11 protein-coding genes, 8 pseudogenes and 1 other annotated feature are annotated in these 16,342 nt (G+C 58.8%); of the genes and pseudogenes, 11 read left to right on the top strand and 8 right to left on the bottom strand.

What is annotated here, in order from left to right; genetic code table 11:
• The first annotated feature begins 780 nt into the window (after window positions 1–780).
• From HJB82_RS24975 to HJB82_RS31760, 5 genes and pseudogenes are all read left to right on the top strand, one after another.
• On the top strand, window positions 781–927 hold the full coding sequence (locus HJB82_RS24975) for a DUF1127 domain-containing protein (protein WP_080753481.1): 147 nt from the start codon (window positions 781–783) through the stop codon (window positions 925–927).
• 847 nt (window positions 928–1,774) lie between these two features.
• A pseudogene (locus HJB82_RS31765) lies at window positions 1,775–2,002 on the top strand (ISL3 family transposase); the annotation flags it as partial.
• A gap of 240 nt (window positions 2,003–2,242) precedes the next feature.
• The gene (gene groES, locus HJB82_RS24970) at window positions 2,243–2,539 is read left to right on the top strand and encodes a co-chaperone GroES (RefSeq protein ID WP_207584475.1); all 297 of its coding nucleotides are present in this window, start codon (window positions 2,243–2,245) and stop codon (window positions 2,537–2,539) included.
• Between the two features lie 65 nt (window positions 2,540–2,604).
• Window positions 2,605–4,248 carry a chaperonin GroEL gene (gene groL, locus HJB82_RS24965; RefSeq protein ID WP_207584476.1) on the top strand — a complete coding sequence of 548 codons (1,644 nt, stop codon included), beginning with the start codon at window positions 2,605–2,607 and terminating at the stop codon, window positions 4,246–4,248.
• Between the two features lie 322 nt (window positions 4,249–4,570).
• Window positions 4,571–5,236 (top strand): annotated as a pseudogene (locus tag HJB82_RS31760) (LysR substrate-binding domain-containing protein); the annotation flags it as partial.
• Here the strand turns inward: HJB82_RS31760 and HJB82_RS24950 are convergent.
• The 3 genes from HJB82_RS24950 to HJB82_RS24940 form a co-directional block, all read right to left on the bottom strand.
• The gene (locus tag HJB82_RS24950; RefSeq protein ID WP_207584479.1) at window positions 5,214–5,822 is read right to left on the bottom strand and encodes a J domain-containing protein; all 609 of its coding nucleotides are present in this window, start codon (window positions 5,820–5,822) and stop codon (window positions 5,214–5,216) included. The pseudogene HJB82_RS31760 and the gene HJB82_RS24950 sit on opposite strands and share 23 nt — an antisense overlap.
• Before the next feature lie 168 nt (window positions 5,823–5,990).
• Window positions 5,991–6,581: an SOS response-associated peptidase family protein gene (locus tag HJB82_RS24945; RefSeq protein WP_221141817.1), complete on the bottom strand. Its 591-nt coding sequence runs from the start codon at window positions 6,579–6,581 to the stop codon at window positions 5,991–5,993.
• Window positions 6,571–6,855 carry a hypothetical protein gene (locus HJB82_RS24940; RefSeq protein ID WP_246762817.1) on the bottom strand — a complete coding sequence of 95 codons (285 nt, stop codon included), beginning with the start codon at window positions 6,853–6,855 and terminating at the stop codon, window positions 6,571–6,573. Before HJB82_RS24940 ends, HJB82_RS24945 begins: the two co-directional genes overlap by 11 nt.
• A 43-nt stretch (window positions 6,856–6,898) precedes the next feature.
• On the opposite strand from HJB82_RS24940, the gene HJB82_RS24935 reads away from it, so the two are divergent.
• Window positions 6,899–7,393, top strand: a complete 495-nt coding sequence (locus HJB82_RS24935; RefSeq protein ID WP_221133012.1) for an SOS response-associated peptidase family protein — start codon at window positions 6,899–6,901, stop codon at window positions 7,391–7,393.
• On the opposite strand, the gene dinB is transcribed toward HJB82_RS24935, so the two are convergent.
• Window positions 7,390–8,478, bottom strand: a complete 1,089-nt coding sequence (dinB, locus tag HJB82_RS24930; protein ID WP_221141815.1) for a DNA polymerase IV — start codon at window positions 8,476–8,478, stop codon at window positions 7,390–7,392. The two genes, HJB82_RS24935 and dinB, sit on opposite strands and share 4 nt — an antisense overlap.
• Window positions 8,479–8,706: 228 nt before the next feature.
• Here dinB and HJB82_RS24925 point away from each other — a divergent pair, with 228 nt between their 5' ends.
• A complete protein-coding gene (locus HJB82_RS24925; RefSeq protein ID WP_221141813.1) occupies window positions 8,707–8,934 on the top strand; it encodes a hypothetical protein in 228 nt (75 codons plus the stop codon).
• A 565-nt stretch (window positions 8,935–9,499) separates the two neighbouring features.
• Here the strand turns inward: HJB82_RS24925 and HJB82_RS24920 are convergent.
• The 3 pseudogenes from HJB82_RS24920 to HJB82_RS24910 all read right to left on the bottom strand — a co-directional run.
• A pseudogene (locus tag HJB82_RS24920) lies at window positions 9,500–9,802 on the bottom strand (integrase core domain-containing protein); the annotation flags it as partial.
• Between the two features lie 4 nt (window positions 9,803–9,806).
• Window positions 9,807–10,631, bottom strand: a pseudogene (locus HJB82_RS24915) (IS30 family transposase); the annotation flags it as partial.
• Window positions 10,608–11,563, bottom strand: a pseudogene (locus HJB82_RS24910) (IS3 family transposase); the annotation flags it as partial. The pseudogenes HJB82_RS24915 and HJB82_RS24910, both read right to left, overlap by 24 nt.
• Window positions 11,166–11,282: a sequence feature (AL1L pseudoknot), on the bottom strand. (Overlaps the previous pseudogene by 117 nt.)
• A gap of 317 nt (window positions 11,564–11,880) precedes the next feature.
• Between HJB82_RS24910 and HJB82_RS24905 the strand changes: the two are divergent.
• A pseudogene (locus HJB82_RS24905) lies at window positions 11,881–12,129 on the top strand (methyltransferase); the annotation flags it as partial.
• 586 nt (window positions 12,130–12,715) lie between these two features.
• Here HJB82_RS24905 and HJB82_RS24900 read toward each other — a convergent pair.
• Window positions 12,716–13,467: pseudogene (locus HJB82_RS24900) on the bottom strand (IS6 family transposase).
• A gap of 463 nt (window positions 13,468–13,930) precedes the next feature.
• On the opposite strand from HJB82_RS24900, the gene zwf reads away from it, so the two are divergent.
• The 3 genes and pseudogenes from zwf to HJB82_RS24885 all read left to right on the top strand — a co-directional run.
• Complete coding sequence (gene zwf / locus HJB82_RS24895; RefSeq protein WP_221141811.1) at window positions 13,931–15,397, top strand: glucose-6-phosphate dehydrogenase; 1,467 nt, start codon at window positions 13,931–13,933, stop codon at window positions 15,395–15,397.
• A 37-nt stretch (window positions 15,398–15,434) separates the two neighbouring features.
• Complete coding sequence (locus HJB82_RS24890; RefSeq protein WP_221141856.1) at window positions 15,435–15,656, top strand: hypothetical protein; 222 nt, start codon at window positions 15,435–15,437, stop codon at window positions 15,654–15,656.
• Window positions 15,616–16,329 (top strand): annotated as a pseudogene (locus HJB82_RS24885) (ISL3 family transposase); the annotation flags it as partial. The gene HJB82_RS24890 and the pseudogene HJB82_RS24885, both read left to right, overlap by 41 nt.
• Window positions 16,330–16,342 lie beyond the last annotated feature (13 nt).

Below are 16,342 nucleotides of genomic sequence, written 5' to 3'. Positions count from 1 at the left end.
GAAGTTCCGCCGGTACATGCCGCTTCGTCGGGTAGTCGGCCTGTAAGATGAGGTCGCGCGTTCTAACCTCTCGGCCACAGAGCTATTTTTGGCTGCAACGCGCTCGGTGGCTCAAGGCTTATAGAGCAAGATGGACGAACGCGTTCACAGCGTGCTTTTCAACTGGTATCCGGCCCGGTCTGACGAGTCGCGATCAGAACGATGCAGGTTAATAATTCGCGATGCGTCCTTGGAGCTTATCCCGTGTTTCTTCGCGAAGTAATCGACATCGTAAGGATCGGAGATTTTCCTGCGTGTCTCCCGTTCGGTCAGAGGATCTCGCCGCATTTTGGTCTCCTTGGGGCAATTTGGAATTTGCCATCCGACGATGGCTGCGCCGGACCAGTTTGGCGATAGTGAAGATCGTTTCTAACCCCTTTGGCGAGCTTTCTGCTCGGAGTGTTGCAGGGAAGACTCAAGCTGTTCAGGTCTAAGCCAAAGCAGCGCCTGCGAACGTCCCTTTGAGGCATCAATTGTGCGACCCTACCCATGGCGCGGACGCTGGAGCAGGCCTGCATGTAGCTGAGCCTCTGCGATCAAGCGCCTCGCGGCCTTCGATCGGTTCAGGGCTCGATCTGCATAGCGTTCAAGCAGAACCCCTCAAACTTTGCGCCAGACGCATGGGTGGCGTGAGTTATCGTCACTGTTTTAAACCGATTGAAAGGACTATATTCCAATCATCGAAACGACGCCGGGACCAAGGGTTGCTGACGTCAAAAGCTCTCCGGAAAGGGGATTATTATGAACGTAGCACGCTCTTTCAACAACTGGCGCAAGTTCCGTCAGACCGTTACTGAACTTGGCCGCATGTCCAGTCGCGAACTGCAAGACCTTGGCATTGACCGCGCGGATATTCGCAGCGTTGCCCGCGCATCGGTTGCTCGCTAACAGGGGTACTTGCCCACTTTTGATTGCTTCTACGCCCGCTGATGATGCGGGCGTTTTCGTTTCAAGATAGTGAGAGCTTATCTCATTCAACTTCACGCTTTTGCGAGATATGGAGCTATGGCTCCCGCGCATACCTGCACTGCAGCATTGAGACTGTTAAATCCGCGACGATAGCATATCTTAATCCTCATCGAAGCAATGCACCTCCTCCCGCAGAGCTTCGTGTTTCAGACGGCCCACTCCTCCTCCCAAGGGACGTCTATTGGAACAGCGGCACTCCTCCTCCCAGTCGTTGTTCGGTTCTTTTTGAAAGCCTGCCGCACCTCCTCCCGCGGCAGGCTTTTTCGTTTTGGGACGGGCGTTCGTCGGTGTCGCTTGGCAGTTTGAGGGGTAATTGGGGACGAGAGCACCGAACCCCACTTGAAAACCCCTCAGCGGCTCGTATTAGGCTGACTGTGCAGCAGCTCCGGCCCCTGGTGCGGTGATCCGTGTCAGGGAACCTTGCCAAACATCGCGAACGTTTCGTGCTGCCACGGACCATTCAGATGCCGCCACGGATCAAGGCCGACAATCTCGATAGGATGCGGTCGAAATTCTCTCACGAGCGACACGTGCAAAGTATCCGCTACCAACCTCGTGACCTTGTTCTGGATCGTGATGTGGGGCTGCCACTTCTGCATGTCCTGGCCACCCAACCAGGGGATGAACTCACCCCGCAGCTTGGCGTGGATGCCCTGAAGGTCCGGGCTCGCAATCGTGAAGGCAACGCCAGTGCCGAGATGACGAAGGCACTGACGTCGGCTGTGATTGGGCTATATTTGGCTGAAGCCTATTCGCCAGGCAGGTGTTCGATACGGTCCATGCCCTGAGCAAAGAAGGTTTGTCATGCTCCGAGATAGCACGTCGCACCGGATATGGCCGACGCAGCATCGCGAAATGGCTGACTTTCGAATCCCCACCCGATCGACGCAGGGCTGCACTGCAGCCCACATTCCCTTTATACTTCGAAGCGTTTCTTACCCAGTGTTGGAAAGATGGCAATCGCTGCGGTCGGTATCTGTTTCACGATATCAGGCATACATACGCGCCGATGCATGAGAGCATATACATCTCACGTCGATTTCGACCCTTCTTGCAGACTTGGCCCTAGCGATCTAGGTGCGCTACCGCGTACGGTCTTCGACCGCGCTGCAACTCAATGGGCTCGACAAATACCGGCATGACACGAATCCTCGCTGGCACTCTCAACGCAAGACTGCTAAGGTGAGGTATCGGGATTGGCCATTCGGCCGCGACCCCGTTGAGGAACCCCAAAATGATTAATACCATTTTCCGGCCGCTGCACGACCGCGTCGTCGTGCGCCGTATCGAGGCTGAAGCCAAGACCAAGGGCGGGATCATCATTCCCGACACCGCCAAAGAGAAGCCGCAGGAAGGCGAAATCGTCGCCGTCGGCACCGGCGCACGCGACGAGAGCGGCAAGATCGTTCCCCTCGATGTCAAGGCGGGCGATCGCATCCTGTTCGGCAAGTGGTCCGGCACCGAGATTAAGTTCAACGGCGAAGACCTGCTGATCATGAAGGAAGCAGACGTCATGGGCGTCATCGCCTGATCTTCGGCCGCTTCCTTATTTCCTTTTGACGAAGACCATGGGGCAAATGGCCCGGGAGTTATTCCATGTCTGCGAAACAGATCAAATTCGGCCGTGATGCACGCGAGAAGCTGCTGCGGGGCGTCGATATTCTTGCCGATGCAGTGAAGGTCACGCTCGGTCCGAAGGGCCGCAACGTCGTGATCGACAAGTCCTTCGGCGCACCGCGCATTACCAAGGACGGCGTCGCTGTCGCCAAGGAAATCGAACTGGACGACAAGTTCGAAAACATGGGCGCCCAGATGGTCCGCGAAGTCGCTTCGAAGACCAATGACGTCGCTGGCGACGGTACCACCACAGCTACCGTTCTCGCCCAGGCGATCGTTCGCGAAGGCGGCAAGGCCGTTGCAGCCGGCATGAACCCGATGGACCTGAAGCGCGGCATCGATCTCGCCGTTACCGCGGTCGTGAAGGACCTGCTGGCCAAGGCCAAGAAGATCAACACATCGGAAGAGATTGCCCAGGTCGGCACCATCTCGGCCAATGGCGAGAAGGAAATAGGCCAGTATATCGCCGACGCGATGCAGAAGGTTGGCAATGAGGGTGTGATTACCGTCGAAGAAGCCAAGACCGCCGAAACCGAGCTCGAAGTCGTCGAAGGCATGCAGTTCGATCGTGGTTATCTTAGCCCCTATTTTGTCACCAATGCCGAAAAGATGGTGGCTGAACTGGAAGATGCCTATGTGCTGCTGCACGAAAAGAAGCTCTCCAATCTGCAGGCCATGCTTCCTATCCTGGAAGCAGTCGTCCAGAGTGGCAAGCCGCTGCTCATCATTTCCGAGGACGTCGAAGGCGAAGCTCTCGCGACGCTCGTCGTCAACAAGCTGCGCGGCGGCCTCAAGATCGCTGCCGTCAAGGCTCCTGGCTTCGGCGACCGCCGCAAGGCCATGCTGGAGGATCTGGCGATCCTGACCGGCGGCACTGTCATCTCCGAAGACCTCGGCATCAAGCTCGAAAACGTCACGCTCGAGATGCTCGGCCGTGCCAAAAAGGTCTCTATCACCAAGGAGAATACTACCATCGTTGATGGTGCGGGCACCAAGGCGGATATTGACGGTCGCATCGGCCAGATCAAGGCTCAGATCGAGGAAACCACCTCCGACTACGACCGCGAGAAGCTGCAGGAACGCCTTGCCAAGCTCGCTGGCGGCGTTGCCGTCATCCGCGTTGGCGGCTCGACGGAAGTCGAAGTCAAGGAAAAGAAGGATCGCATCGACGACGCGCTCAACGCCACACGCGCGGCTGTTGAAGAAGGCATCGTTCCAGGCGGTGGCACAGCTCTGCTGCGCGCTTCCATCGTCCTCGATATCAAGGGCGAGAATGACGACCAGAACGCCGGTATAGCGATCATCCGCAAGGCACTTCAGTCGCTGGTTCGCCAGATTGCCGAAAACGCCGGTGACGAAGGTTCGATCGTGGTCGGCAAGATCCTGGAAAGCAATACCGACAACTTCGGTTACAACGCTCAGACGTCTGAATATGGCGACATGATCGCCATGGGCATTGTCGATCCGGTAAAGGTTGTGCGCACCGCCCTGCAGAACGCGGCTTCGGTTGCCGGCCTGCTGGTGACCACAGAAGCCATGATTGCCGATCTACCGAAGAAGGATGCTACCGGCGGCGGCATGCCTGACATGGGCGGCATGGGCGGCATGGGCGGCATGATGTAACGGGTCCGCTCCGGAGCTCCCGGAATTACTCCGCAGCTTGGGCTTTTATCAAAGCCCAAGCTGCGCCAATAAAAAGCAAGACGTTATAATATCCATGGACCGCGTCCGCGGCCGAGCGGCAGATGGCAATTGCCACAGGATGCTGAGTTACCAGTCGCGGGTCCAGGTCACCGTTTGTGATCCTGTGGTAAGACCCGCGAAGCGGCTCACAGTGCCGGCGCCCGATACCTATCGCGCCAATGGTAGTAACCGGCTGCGCGCCCCGCGGTCCAAAATCGTCCTGCTCAACGCGGCTGACAGTGTTCGCGGTAACTTTTGCTAGATCGCCTGGTCGGTCGCCGGCAAGACGGCGCGAAAGATTGCGATCGGTACCGTCTATCCCGCCACGATCGGCATGCTGCCGTCCTTCCTCTCAGGCATTGCCCGCAAATATCCCGATATCCGCCAGCATATCGAAAGCGGTACCACCGATGACAGCATCCGCCATATCGAGGCAGGCCGCAGCAATCTCGGCTTCATCCGGCAGGTGGAGCGGCTCCTTACGCTTCTTTCTCGTTATCTCCAGGCCATTGTCCGCCAAGAGCGAGACCGCCATCGAGGATGGAGAAGATCATCTCCTTCTCCCGCCAAAACCCCTCCTACAGCGAGCGTTATTTTGCGGAAAAATTCAAGGAGCACGATCTGAGCGGCAATGTCGCCTACCCCTGCGGCGACACCTTCTCGCTGTATCGCTTCTCTCCGCCGGGCTTGGCATCGGTTTCGTCCCGGAATGGACGCAGGATCTGCCAAACCGCGGGTTCGAGCTGAAGAGGGTGAGGGGTGTGGTTCAAGATCGGGGCTCGGTGTCGCCTGGAACAGAAAAGACCCAACCGCCTCGCGTGTCGACCCCATCGATATTGCACGCTCGCTCGTGCGGCCGGGCCGTTTATGGAGGTCGAGCCGCTGCTCGCCAGCGCTCTTTTTGTTCAGCAAAAGCCGTTCAATTTGAGGATCTTATAGGCGTCGATTGCAGCCCGAAGCTCGTCCTCCGAATTCCGATCTCCGCTGTTAGCGTCAGGATGGTGCATCTTTAGCTTCTGCTTGTAGCGGCTTCTGATTTGCTCGGGGCTTGCCTCCGGCAGAAGGCCGAGTGTTTCGAACGCTTTGGCTTCCAGCACTTTCAGCTTGCGCCGTTGAAGATCCGCTCTTGCCCCCTGACGTTCTGCAGCGTTTCTGCGGGCATTCATCGCCTTTGCAGAACCAGATCGGACCGTGAAGGGGAGCGCTGCCTCCGCAGGCTGACGGATCCTGCTTCCCCAGGTCGGACGGGCGCCGCTTGCCGCTTCTCTCTGATAGCGAGCGACGACAGGATCGGACAGATTGCTCGCAAAATTGTAGCCTCTGCCGTAGTCCTTCATATGCTCGGCACAGAAGAGCAGATACAATCCCTCTCCATCCCGTCCGACGGGAGCGCGGTGAATGCCGCCCTTTTGGCACCCGTCCCATTGGCATTTCGGACCATCCGGCTTCCGGTTCGAATCTGTCTTTTTGCGGAGGGGTCGCAAGCCAACGAATATTTTGGAATCTGAATTCATCGCGCCTTATATGACTGCTTCCGTGACGCTAACAAGGCAAGGCGAGTGCAGGACACAGCTTCAGTAGTTCGCCTCTACAGGTCAGGTAGGGCGAGGGTTCGAGCAAACGCACTGCCGGGGGACGGCGAATCTCACTTCCATACGTCACGTGTAATCAGCGATCATCGGTCAACCGACCTGCTCCACCGATAGCGTTCCCGCTAAAAGCGGCCGGATCAATGACTTTGCAGAAACAGTTGGATCGAGCCAGTCGGCCCACGCGTTGCGCTCGAGGATGACAATCTGCCGGTCGTGGTACGGCGCGATGTCCGGCCCCGGCTCCATCGTCAGCATAGTGACGGCCTGGCCGATCTCCGGCGTTTCGCGCCAGATGCCGGCGATGCAGAAAATCGGCTCGTCCTTCTTGGTAAACAGCCACTTGTCCTTGCGCTTCTTTTTGGCATCCTTTGGATCCGTGAACTCGTAAAAGCCGTCGGCAACGATCAGGCAGCGATTGGAGGTGAACTCCCGTCCCTCCGAACGGAAATTATAGACCGGCCGCTTGTTCGGCCCCGGCCAGCTCCAGCGCCGCTGCACGAGCTCGGCCTCGTCGCGGACACCATCGATCGTCCTGACGATGGGGCCGGCATCGGTTATCTTGATGTCTTCGCACGCTTCGAGGTTCGGCGCGCCTTCACCGAAACGGATCTTGATCTTGAGGTGGGCGAAATCCTCGACAACCGAGGCGACATCCACCATCAGCCGATAATCATTGCACATTGCTCTTCCCTTCGAATGTGGGTGCCATCACCTCACGACCGAGGCGCTGCAGGTGCAATATGTGCTCGGATTGTATGCGCTCCAGCAGAACGAGGAGGTCTTCAGCTTGTCTTGTCGGCAGGGGGAGACCAGCCAGTCTTTTGATCAGCGCAGTTTGGCGCGCGACGATGGCGGCGCCATCGCGAACATGCCGCATGACCATCTGAAGTTCGGTCTCATTTGGGCGCATCCATTGAGAGTAGCAGCTTTCGGCTATCCGCACACGATTATCCATCGACCTTGTCTAATGTACGCGTTCCTGATATGTTCCAATCACTATGAACGCGACCGTTTTCCAGTCCGACGCCCCACTCGACAAGCGCCGCGTCATCATAAGACGCCATGACGGCGATGTGGAGATGGTGGAACTGCCGTGGGGACTGCGCCCGCGCGACGGCGGCCCCCGCGCCGTCAACGTCGTCCGATCGGAAGGACGGACGTTCCCGACCCACCGCTGCCTGGTGCCGGCCTCGGAGTTTCGCCATAAGAGCTTCAGCTTCTCGCTCACCAATGGCGACTGGTTCTATTTCGCGGGGATCTGGCGGCCGGCAACCGAGGACTGGCCGGAGGCCTACGCCATCCTGACGATTGAAGCGAACCCTGATATCGCGCCGTTCCACGACCGGCAGATGGCGGTGCTGACACGGCACCAACGCATGGCCTGGCTCGACGAACTTGTGCCCGAAGAGGAAATCCTACGGCCGCTAGCGGCGGGGACGTTCCGGCTCAAGCGCCACGCGGGCGCTTCTGCCCAGCCGATGCTGGCTGTCTAAAGCGCCAACCGCAACTGCGGCTGCCTTCCGGAATTCCGCCGCTCCAGCGACGACAGTGAGACGCCGAGCAGGCGAATGCCCTTTCGGGGCGGAAAGATCGGCACCAGCAAAAGGCTGACGATGTCCTCCAACTCGGTGATCGCCGCCAGAGGTGCGGGAACCGTCTTGCTGCGGGTGATCTGGTTGAAGTCGGCATACTTGACCTTGAGCGTCACCGTCTTGGCGCCGATCGCATTGGCCTCGCAATAAGCCCACACCTTTTCGATCAGCGGCTGAAGCCCTTCACGGGCCGGCTCAACGGTATGGAGGTCTTCTGAGAAGGTGTCCTCGGCGCCGACGGATTTGCGCACCCGGTTCGGCTTGACCTGGCGCTCGTCGATGCCGCGGGCAATGCCGTAAAAATATGGCCCCGACGTCCCGAAATGCTCGACCAGGAATTCGAGGGTCTGCTGCTTGAGATCGGCGCCGGTGTCGATCCCGAGCCGGTGCATCTTCTTAGTCGTCGCGGGGCCGACGCCATGGAATTTCTTGACGGGCAGGGCCACGACGAAGGCCGGCCCGTTCTTCGGCGTAATCACAGCCTGGCCATTGGGCTTGTTCAGATCGCTCGCCATCTTGGCGAGGAACTTATTGTAGGAAATCCCGGCCGAGGCATTGAGGCCGGTGACATGCTTGATCTTGGCGCGGACCTCCAGCGCGATCTCGGTGGCAATCTCCATGCCCTTGAGATTGTCGGTAACATCGAGGTAGGCCTCGTCGAGCGAAAGCGGCTCGATCAGAGGCGTGTATTCGGTGAAGATTTCGCGGATCTGCTGCGACACCGCCCTGTAGACATCGAAGCGCGGCGGCACGAAGATCAGATCCGGGCATTTTCTCTTGGCGGTCACCGATGGCATCGCGGAGTGGACACCATAGACACGCGCCTCGTAGCTCGCCGCCGCCACCACGCCGCGAGCGGCCGAGCCGCCGACGGCAATCGGTTTGCCCCGCAATGCCGGGTTATCACGCTGCTCGACCGACGCATAAAACGCGTCCATGTCGACATGGACGATTTTTCGGACGGGAGTCGAACTCATGTCGTTCATGGCGGCTTCAGCGATGGCGATGGGATCGGCATATGACTTGCGCCGAAACAAATCGAGAACATAGCAGGCTTGAGCGCGATATCAACCGTTTCAATGGGCGCCTCGGCCCCTGCCGCCGAAGCCTGTCCATCACGCCGTTCTCCGTCACTGCGTCTTAACCATCCTGCTTTCACAGCGCGCAGGAATCGTGCGATGTTTGCCGCATCTGTCAGGCAGACAGGAGGCGCCGTGGATACCGATGCTCATAACCGCTTTGTCCTGGACTTCATGGCTATGCGCGCCATGAACGTGACCGACAGCGTCCCGGTCGACACTATCGTGGACTATGGGATCGATAAGGGGCTCAGCTTGGGCGAGGTGGAGGCCGCGCTGATTCACGCGAGCGTCCAGGAGCACCTGTCACAAGCTGGGTACGCGCAGATCGGGCCTGCGAATGACAACTCGCCTTCCAGCTGATTTCAGCCCTGCATTCCTTGCGGCAAGCAACTCCCGCGAAACACGAGGCAAGCCTGGGCAGGGTTGACAAGGGCGAGCGCAAGCACTGACCTCAAGACTGCCATTGGCCCGACGCGCCGCTTGGAAATACGGCGGTCATAAGGTGCCGGAGAAAGGTCCGACCAAGAGCTTCTAGCAATCGCTATTTGTGATCAAGGACGTTGGTAGAAAAGAAATGCGATAACGGAATCCGCCTGCAAAGCGGGTTCCAAACCCAACAATGAAGAGTATCGGAGAAATCATCATAGCGGCGCCGTGAGGCGGATTTCAGGAATTCTCAGCGGCCGTCAGGCGGGATGAAGAGATCGGATGGGGTACTCCCGAAGTCACCATTCAAGTAAACGTCAACGGCCAGCGCTTCACAAGGCGGCTTGATATCGCAGATATAGAAGACCAGCGAGGTATCGAACTAAAGACCGGATATCAAACCGCCACCCAAGCCAACTTGTGGGAGGTAGCGCGTGATAAAGCACTTGTGGACACAGGCTGAACCGCGCCGGGTTTGCCGGAGGCTGTTTGGTTTAAGTTATGCGGCCATGGCTGGTTCGTCCAGCATGGCGTAATACTGCTCCTCGGCTTCGGCTGGCGGAATGTTGCCGATGGGCTCCAGAAGTCGTCGATGGTTGAACCAGTCGACCCATTCCAGGGTCGCGAATTCCACCGCTTCGAACCTGCGCCACGGTCCGCGCCGATGGATGACCTCGGCCTTGTAGAGGCCATTGATCGTTTCGGCGAGGGCGTTGTCGTAAGAGTCGCCGACGCTTCCGACGGAAGGCTCGATGCCTGCCTCGGCCAGTCGCTCCGAATACTTGATCGACACGTATTGGGCAGATTCAATCGGTCGCCGCAACACCCTTGACCATATCTGATTTGAGCAACCCGTCGAGAGCCTCTGCAGGTGTGCGCCAGCCCAGCGTTTTGCGGGGCCTGCTATTGAGAGCATGCGCTACAGCGTTGATCTCATCGGCGCTATGCTGGCTGAGATCCGTGCCCTTTGGAAAGTATTGTCGCAGCAGGCCGTTGGTATTTTCGTTGCTCCCGCGCTGCCACGGGCTTTGAGGGTCACAGAAATAGATATCGAGGCCAGTGTCGATCCGAAGCTGTGCGTGTTGAGCCATCTCGGCACCCTGGTCCCAAGTCAGGGATTGGCGTAGGTGCGCCGGTAGCTCCATGATGGTTTCGGCGATAGCATCACGGACGGCTTCGGCGCCATGCCCAGCAAGAGCAGGACCGTTCTTGATGGATTTGTCGATCCCATGACGTTCCATGCGTGGCAGGTGTAGGAGCATTGTAAACCGCGTCGTGCGCTCTACGAGCGTTCCGATCGCGGAGCTGCTGAGACCGAGAATGAGATCGCCCTCCCAGTGGCCAGGGACCGCCCTATCGCCAATCTCTGCGGGGCGATCGCTGATCATCAATGCATCACCAAGGAAGGATTTGCCACGGTTACGAGCACGTTCGCGGGGTAAGCGCAGCGCCCGTCCAGAGCGCAAGCAGGCCGAAAGTTCTCGTTTCAGTGCGCCGCGGCCCTGGATGTAAAGCGCCTGATAGATGGCTTCATGACTGATACGCATGGTTGGGTCCTCGGGAAAGTCCAGTCTCAGACGCCGCGCGATCTGTTCCGGGCTCCAGGCTTTGGACCAACGTCGACTTTGCCGATGAACGCCCCTGTCCGAGTGGTGAAGCAGGCCGCCGCCATGAACGGGACGCCGCTCATGAAGGGCCTGTTCCAAAGCATCGAGGACGAACCCTGCATGGGCCGTCCGACTCACCCGCCAGCCGACAATCCGGCGCGCGAAGGCGTCGATGACGAAGGCCACGTAGACGAAGCCTTGCCAGGTGGCGACGTAGGTGAAATCCGAAACCCAGAGCCTGTTCGGCGCAGGAGCCTTGAATTGGCGCTTCACCCGATCAAGGGGGCTCGGAGCCGTCTTGTCCGGGATCGTCGTGCGGATCGGCTTGCCCCGGATAATACCCTGAAGTCCCATCGATCGCATGAGCCGGGCGACGGTGCCGCGGGCTATATCGAAGCCCTCCCGCTTCAATTGCCGCCAGACCTTGCGCACGCCGTAGACGCGGAAGTTTGCCTCGAACACACGGCGTATCTCGATCTTCAATGCAATGTCGCTGCGGGCGCGGACCGACAGCCGGTCCACGTCCAGGCGTTTGGCAACGTTCTCGTAGTAGGTTGATGGGACAATCGGCAGCAGTCTGCAGATCGGCTCGACCCCGAATACCGAGCGGTGTTCGTCGATGAAGGAGATCATCGCTTCAATGGGCGGTCGAGCTCCGCCATCGCGAAATAAGCGGACGCTTTGCGCAGTATCTCGTTGGCCTGCCGAAGCTCGCGGTTCTCCCGCTCCAGCGCCTTCATCTTCTCGGCGACTTCGCTTGGAAGTCCGGGCCGGGAACCATCGTCCACTTCCGCCTTCTTCACCCATTCATTGAGCGTCTGCGCCGTGCAGCCGATCTTGGCGGCGATCGAGGAAACCGCTGCCCATCGCGAGGAATATTCGACTTGGTGATCCAAAACCATCCGCACTGCTCGGGCGCGGACTTCAGGTGAAAACTTGTTTGTTGTCTTGCTCATATCGGCTCCACTTTCTCAGAAGTTGGAGCCTCCGGCAAACCCGGCGCGGTTCAGCGTGTGGGGACACCGCTGCGGTTTTTTTGAGTGTTCGCATCATCTCGCTGGACCGTCCGCTGATCTCCGACGAAGGGTCGCCCTAATGTCGGGTTACCTCCTCGACGATCCGACCCCAGTAGCGACCGGCTTCCCGGTCGCAAACGGCGAAGTCGAAGGCCTCGTCCGCTCCGCCGCTCTTAGCCTCGACCCGCGGCATCCGGATCAACGCCGTAAGCCCGAGAATGGCCGAGGAGTTCGGACGCTTGAAGAGGCCGCGACCTATGTACGACCAATCCAAACCATCCGAGTTGATCCGGTTTGCACGCATTGATGCGGGTGCCACCGTCATCGACATTTATCCAGGCGGCGGCGACTGGACACGCCTGTTCTCCGACATCGTTGGACCCGAAGGTCGAGTCATCAGCTTCGTGCCGGCCGAAGTCGCGCACTTCAAGAACGATCCAGTCGGCCTCATCCAAACGCTCGCGCAAGAGCCAGGGCGGGAAAACGTCGAAGCCGTGTCAGCGGACCAAGGACACGGCGAGAAGACTTCAGTCTGTGTATTCTACGCCTCTGATCTGCGGATGCAGCTGTCGGGAAGGGCACTGATAGGAGCGGAGCTCGGTACGATGCTCGCCGTTACCGATATCGACGGTTCTCGTCCGTCTCGCAGCGCCACAGGCTTGGCAGCCCGCCAGAACTTCACCCTAGTCTTTTGGCTTCTGACATGAGGAAAGAATTTTGAACTCGATCGACTGCCCAATGAAACGACCGGATCACTCCCGTCCAATCTCTTACACACGGCAAAAGTGTTTCTTTCCGCAGGCACATATAAGCTTGGCGCAGAAAGCACTTCACCGGCGCTTGTAATCAGGTGCTGCGCAAGAGCCAATCGAGTGTCCGTATTTTTAATGCGCCAACATAGGTTTGCTCGTGCCACTCGCTGCAAGATGGCAAGGTGCCACTCTTGTTTTCCACTTTCGGAAACCTTCAGGCGTGGTCCTTTCAGATCATGATTTCGCCACCCGTTACCGCGATTACCGCGCCCGTCATGTAACTGCCCGGCGTTGTCACGTTGTTTCTCCACTGCCAAGAATGAGGTGTGTATCTGCGTAATCAGGCACCGGCGGCTGTCGCAGCTTTCCACTGCGCCATAGCGTCGATACGATGGATGTGGGTGGCCAGAGCGGAGCGTTTTTGGTGCGGCGCGACGAAGAGATTTCGGACTGCAGAAAAGATCGCGACGAAGCGTTGCAAACCGCCGACCGATCGAAATCCCTGCATCATCCGTTCTCGCTTTCGCAATGGCAGATGAGAACTCTCCGCCCGATTGTTCAGGCCCTTGTGTGATCGATGTTCGATACTGGGCATGACATTCCGTTTTGCGGCGCCGTAGGAGCGCAGTTTGTCGGTGATGATGCGCTTCGGCGTCAGACCTTGCTTCTTCAGCAGTCTGAGCAGCAGTCGCCTGGCAGCCTTGATATCGCGGCGGGTCTGGACGATTTCGTCGAGAACGTAACCGTCCTGGTTGACGGCACGCCACAGCCAATGCTTTCGACCGCCGATGGAAATCACCACCTCGTCCAGATGCCAGATATCTTTCTGCGACGGTTTCTTTCTGCGCAGTTGCTTTGCGTAGGCCGGGCCAAATTTGCGGCCCCATCGCCGGATCGTTTCATAAGAAACGACGATGCCGCGCTCCAGGAGCATTTCCTCGACCAGCTGCAGGCTCAAAGGGAACCGGAAATACAGCCACACCGCACGGCCGATGATCTGCGGTGGAAAGCGGTGGTTCTTGTAGCTGATCGTCGACGTGCTCATCTAGCCGGCTCTATCTGCCAACCGTTAAGCCAACGACAACGTGACAACGCCGGCGCGTGGGCTGATTGGCACGCTGATGCTCGTAAACAGCAAGGTTCGACGGTTTGGCCGGCTGGCGAAGGCGTCACCTTCGCATGGCACGCTGCCGTGACTGCAGAACTCAATCTTTGACAAACGGAATTCAAAGGCAACTGATATCGAAGCCCCCGAGCGTCAGCTTTGGATTTGCTGTCAATGACCGCCCTGCGCCTCTGAGGAGGGTCATCTTACTGAATGAGGTGTTCAAGACCTTGCTATCAAGAAAGTCGACAAGCGAGCGACCGAAGTAGCTAAGACGGGGCACTTCGGGACGCTACTGCCGCCCCTTGCTCCGCTAGGCAATCCATGCCTCTATTTAACCTTAGAGGGGTGAGCTTCAACGTCATGGCATCACGCACGAAGATAGCCGCTTCGCGGCAGCGCGGAGCTGGGGTCGACCTCCATCCCCAAGGGACAACGGAAGACTTGAGGATGAGTGTTTTGCGCAAGAATTCAACTCGGGTTGGCCCCGGCTATCCACAGGTCGTTGTGCTCGTCGGCGCAACGGGCGATCTCTCACGGCGCAAGCTACTGACCGGGCTGTTCCACCTCACCAATGCGGGCTTCATCCCAGGGTGCCGCATTATCGGCGTCTCGCTCGACGACATCGACGCCGATGCCTTCCGCACCATTGCCCGTGACTCGCTGGACAAGTTCTTGACTCGCAAGTTCTCGCAGTCCGAATGGGAAGCGTTTGCCGCATCACTCGACTACGTCCCGCTCGCTGCCGGCGCCAATGCTCTCAAGGAAGCGGTCGATAGGGCCGAGGAAGCACTGGGCGCCGAGACGCGGCGCGTGCATTATTTATCCGTGCCACCAAGTGCTGCCCTTCTGGCCGTGCAACTCCTCGCCCAAGCTGAGCTGACTGAACGCTCCCGTATCATTATGGAAAAGCCCTTCGGCACGGATCTTGCCAGTGCCGTTGCACTAAACAAGAAGCTGCACGAGGTGTTCGACGAGAAGCAGATCTTCCGCATCGACCATTTCCTCGGCAAGGAGCCGGCGCAAAACATCCTGGCCTTCCGATTTGCCAATGGCCTGTTCGAACCAATCTGGAACCGCAACTTCATCGACCATGTGCAGATCGACGTCCCGGAGACGCTCGGCCTTTCGACTCGCGCCGCCTTTTACGAGACCACCGGCGCCTATCGTGACATGGTGGTGACCCACCTCTTCCAGATCCTCGCCTTCATGGCGATGGAGCCGCCCACCGCCCTTGAGCCTGCGCCAATCTCGGAAGAAAAGAACAAGGTGTTCCGCTCCATGTTGCCGATTGAGCCGCGCGACGTGGTGCACGGTCAATACATTGGCTACCGCAATGAGCCTGGCGTCGATCCCGAAAGCGACACTGACACCTTCATCGCCCTAAAATGCGCCATCGACAACTGGCGCTGGGCCGGCGTTCCCTTCTACCTGCGTACAGGCAAGCGCATGGCCGAGGGGCAGCGCATTATTTCGATCGCATTCCGCGAGCCCCCGAAATCGATGTTCCCTGCGGGATCTGGCGTGGGGGCACAGGGCCCTGACCACCTCACCTTCGACCTCGCTGATGCCTCCAAGGTCTCGCTTTCCTTCTATGGCAAGCGCCCTGGCCCGGGCTTCCGGCTCGACAAGCTCTCGCTGCAATTCGCCATGAGCGAAACCGGCCTGATTGGCGAAGTTCTGGAGGCCTACGAGCGTCTGATCCTCGACGCCATGCGCGGTGACCACACGCTGTTCACTACGGCCGAGGGTATTGAGCGGCTCTGGGAGGTTTCCCAACCTCTCCTCGATAACCCGCCGCCCGTACGCCTCTACGACCAGGGCGGCTGGGGGCCGAAGTCGATCCACCAACTCATTGCCCCGCACGCCTGGCGCCTGCCGTTCGAGCGCGCCTGGAGGGATGCGGCAAAAGGGTGATTGACGGTCAATAGTTGGATCGATGCCGGCGACCGGAATGGCGCCGACCAATTTTGCGAAAAATCCCAATAAAAAAGGGTCTTCCTCAATTTGTGTGGCGGTTCACCGGCTGTTAGCGGCGATGCCGGTACGGGCTAGCCATGCGAACGAAATCAAAATGGTCGCCCGGTCCGGGTATCAAAGTGCAAGATGTTTTACCCAGCGAGGATGGCAATTGGATTTTGTCGGCCTGCGGGGTGCCGTCCGGGATTTGCCCTGATTGCGGATGCCAAAGCAGAAATAGACACGGATGGTCACACCGCAGTCTTCAAGACCTCCCAATCCAGGGCAAAGTCGTGGCGGTGAAGCTCCAGTTGAGCCGGTGGCGTTGCACATATCGGCTCTGCAAACGGCGGACTTTCACTGACCGCATCCCAGCGATTGCCGCCCCCTATGCCCGTCGGACAACCAGGGTCGCGGAGATAGTGGGCATGCTTGGCCATAATGCTGGCGGCCGCCCCGGCGAGCGATTGATGCAACGGCTCGGGATGCCCATCAGCGACGATACCATCCTTCGACATTTGAAGCGGTGTGCCGCGCATGCCAAAGACGACACCCCGGGTCGCGTGGTCGGCATAGATGACTGGGGCTGGCGGAAGTCGTGGCGCTACGGCACGATAATCGTCGATCTTGAACGGCGCACGGTTTTGGACGTTCTCGCCGACCGAAGCGTAACGAGCGTTGCAGGATGGTTGACGCAGCATCCCTCTATCGAGGTTGATAGCAGAGATCGATGCGGACTTTACGCGCAGGCTGCTCGAGAAGGGGCGCCGCAAGCGCATCAAGTGGCTGATCGCTTCCACCTGATGCAGAACCTGCGCCTGGCTATCGAGGAACAGATGAGTTTTTCCGGCCGTGCCCCCGGCAGAGCTTTGCTGCCCGATGAGGGCATCGGGGTTTCTCAAG

It is taken from the genome of Rhizobium sp. NZLR10, assembly GCF_019685125.1.
In the GTDB taxonomy this organism is placed as follows: Bacteria; Pseudomonadota; Alphaproteobacteria; order Rhizobiales; family Rhizobiaceae; genus Rhizobium.
This window is presented reverse-complemented; position numbering and strand designations above follow the sequence as displayed.

Bases quoted from the DNA above. Each gene is read 5' to 3' on its own strand.
- HJB82_RS24950 (WP_207584479.1), bottom strand. From the start codon at position 5,822: ATGAATTCAGATTCCAAAATATTCGTTGGCTTGCGACCCCTCCGCAAA.
- HJB82_RS24940 (WP_246762817.1), bottom strand. From the start codon at position 6,855: ATGGATAATCGTGTGCGGATAGCCGAAAGCTGCTACTCTCAATGGATG.
- zwf (WP_221141811.1), top strand. From the start codon at position 13,931: ATGAGTGTTTTGCGCAAGAATTCAACTCGGGTTGGCCCCGGCTATCCA.
- dinB (WP_221141815.1), bottom strand. From the start codon at position 8,478: ATGAACGACATGAGTTCGACTCCCGTCCGAAAAATCGTCCATGTCGAC.
- HJB82_RS24975 (WP_080753481.1), top strand. From the start codon at position 781: ATGAACGTAGCACGCTCTTTCAACAACTGGCGCAAGTTCCGTCAGACC.
- groL (WP_207584476.1), top strand. From the start codon at position 2,605: ATGTCTGCGAAACAGATCAAATTCGGCCGTGATGCACGCGAGAAGCTG.
- HJB82_RS24945 (WP_221141817.1), bottom strand. From the start codon at position 6,581: ATGTGCAATGATTATCGGCTGATGGTGGATGTCGCCTCGGTTGTCGAG.
- HJB82_RS24935 (WP_221133012.1), top strand. From the start codon at position 6,899: ATGAACGCGACCGTTTTCCAGTCCGACGCCCCACTCGACAAGCGCCGC.
- groES (WP_207584475.1), top strand. From the start codon at position 2,243: ATGATTAATACCATTTTCCGGCCGCTGCACGACCGCGTCGTCGTGCGC.
- HJB82_RS24890 (WP_221141856.1), top strand. From the start codon at position 15,435: ATGGCGCCGACCAATTTTGCGAAAAATCCCAATAAAAAAGGGTCTTCC.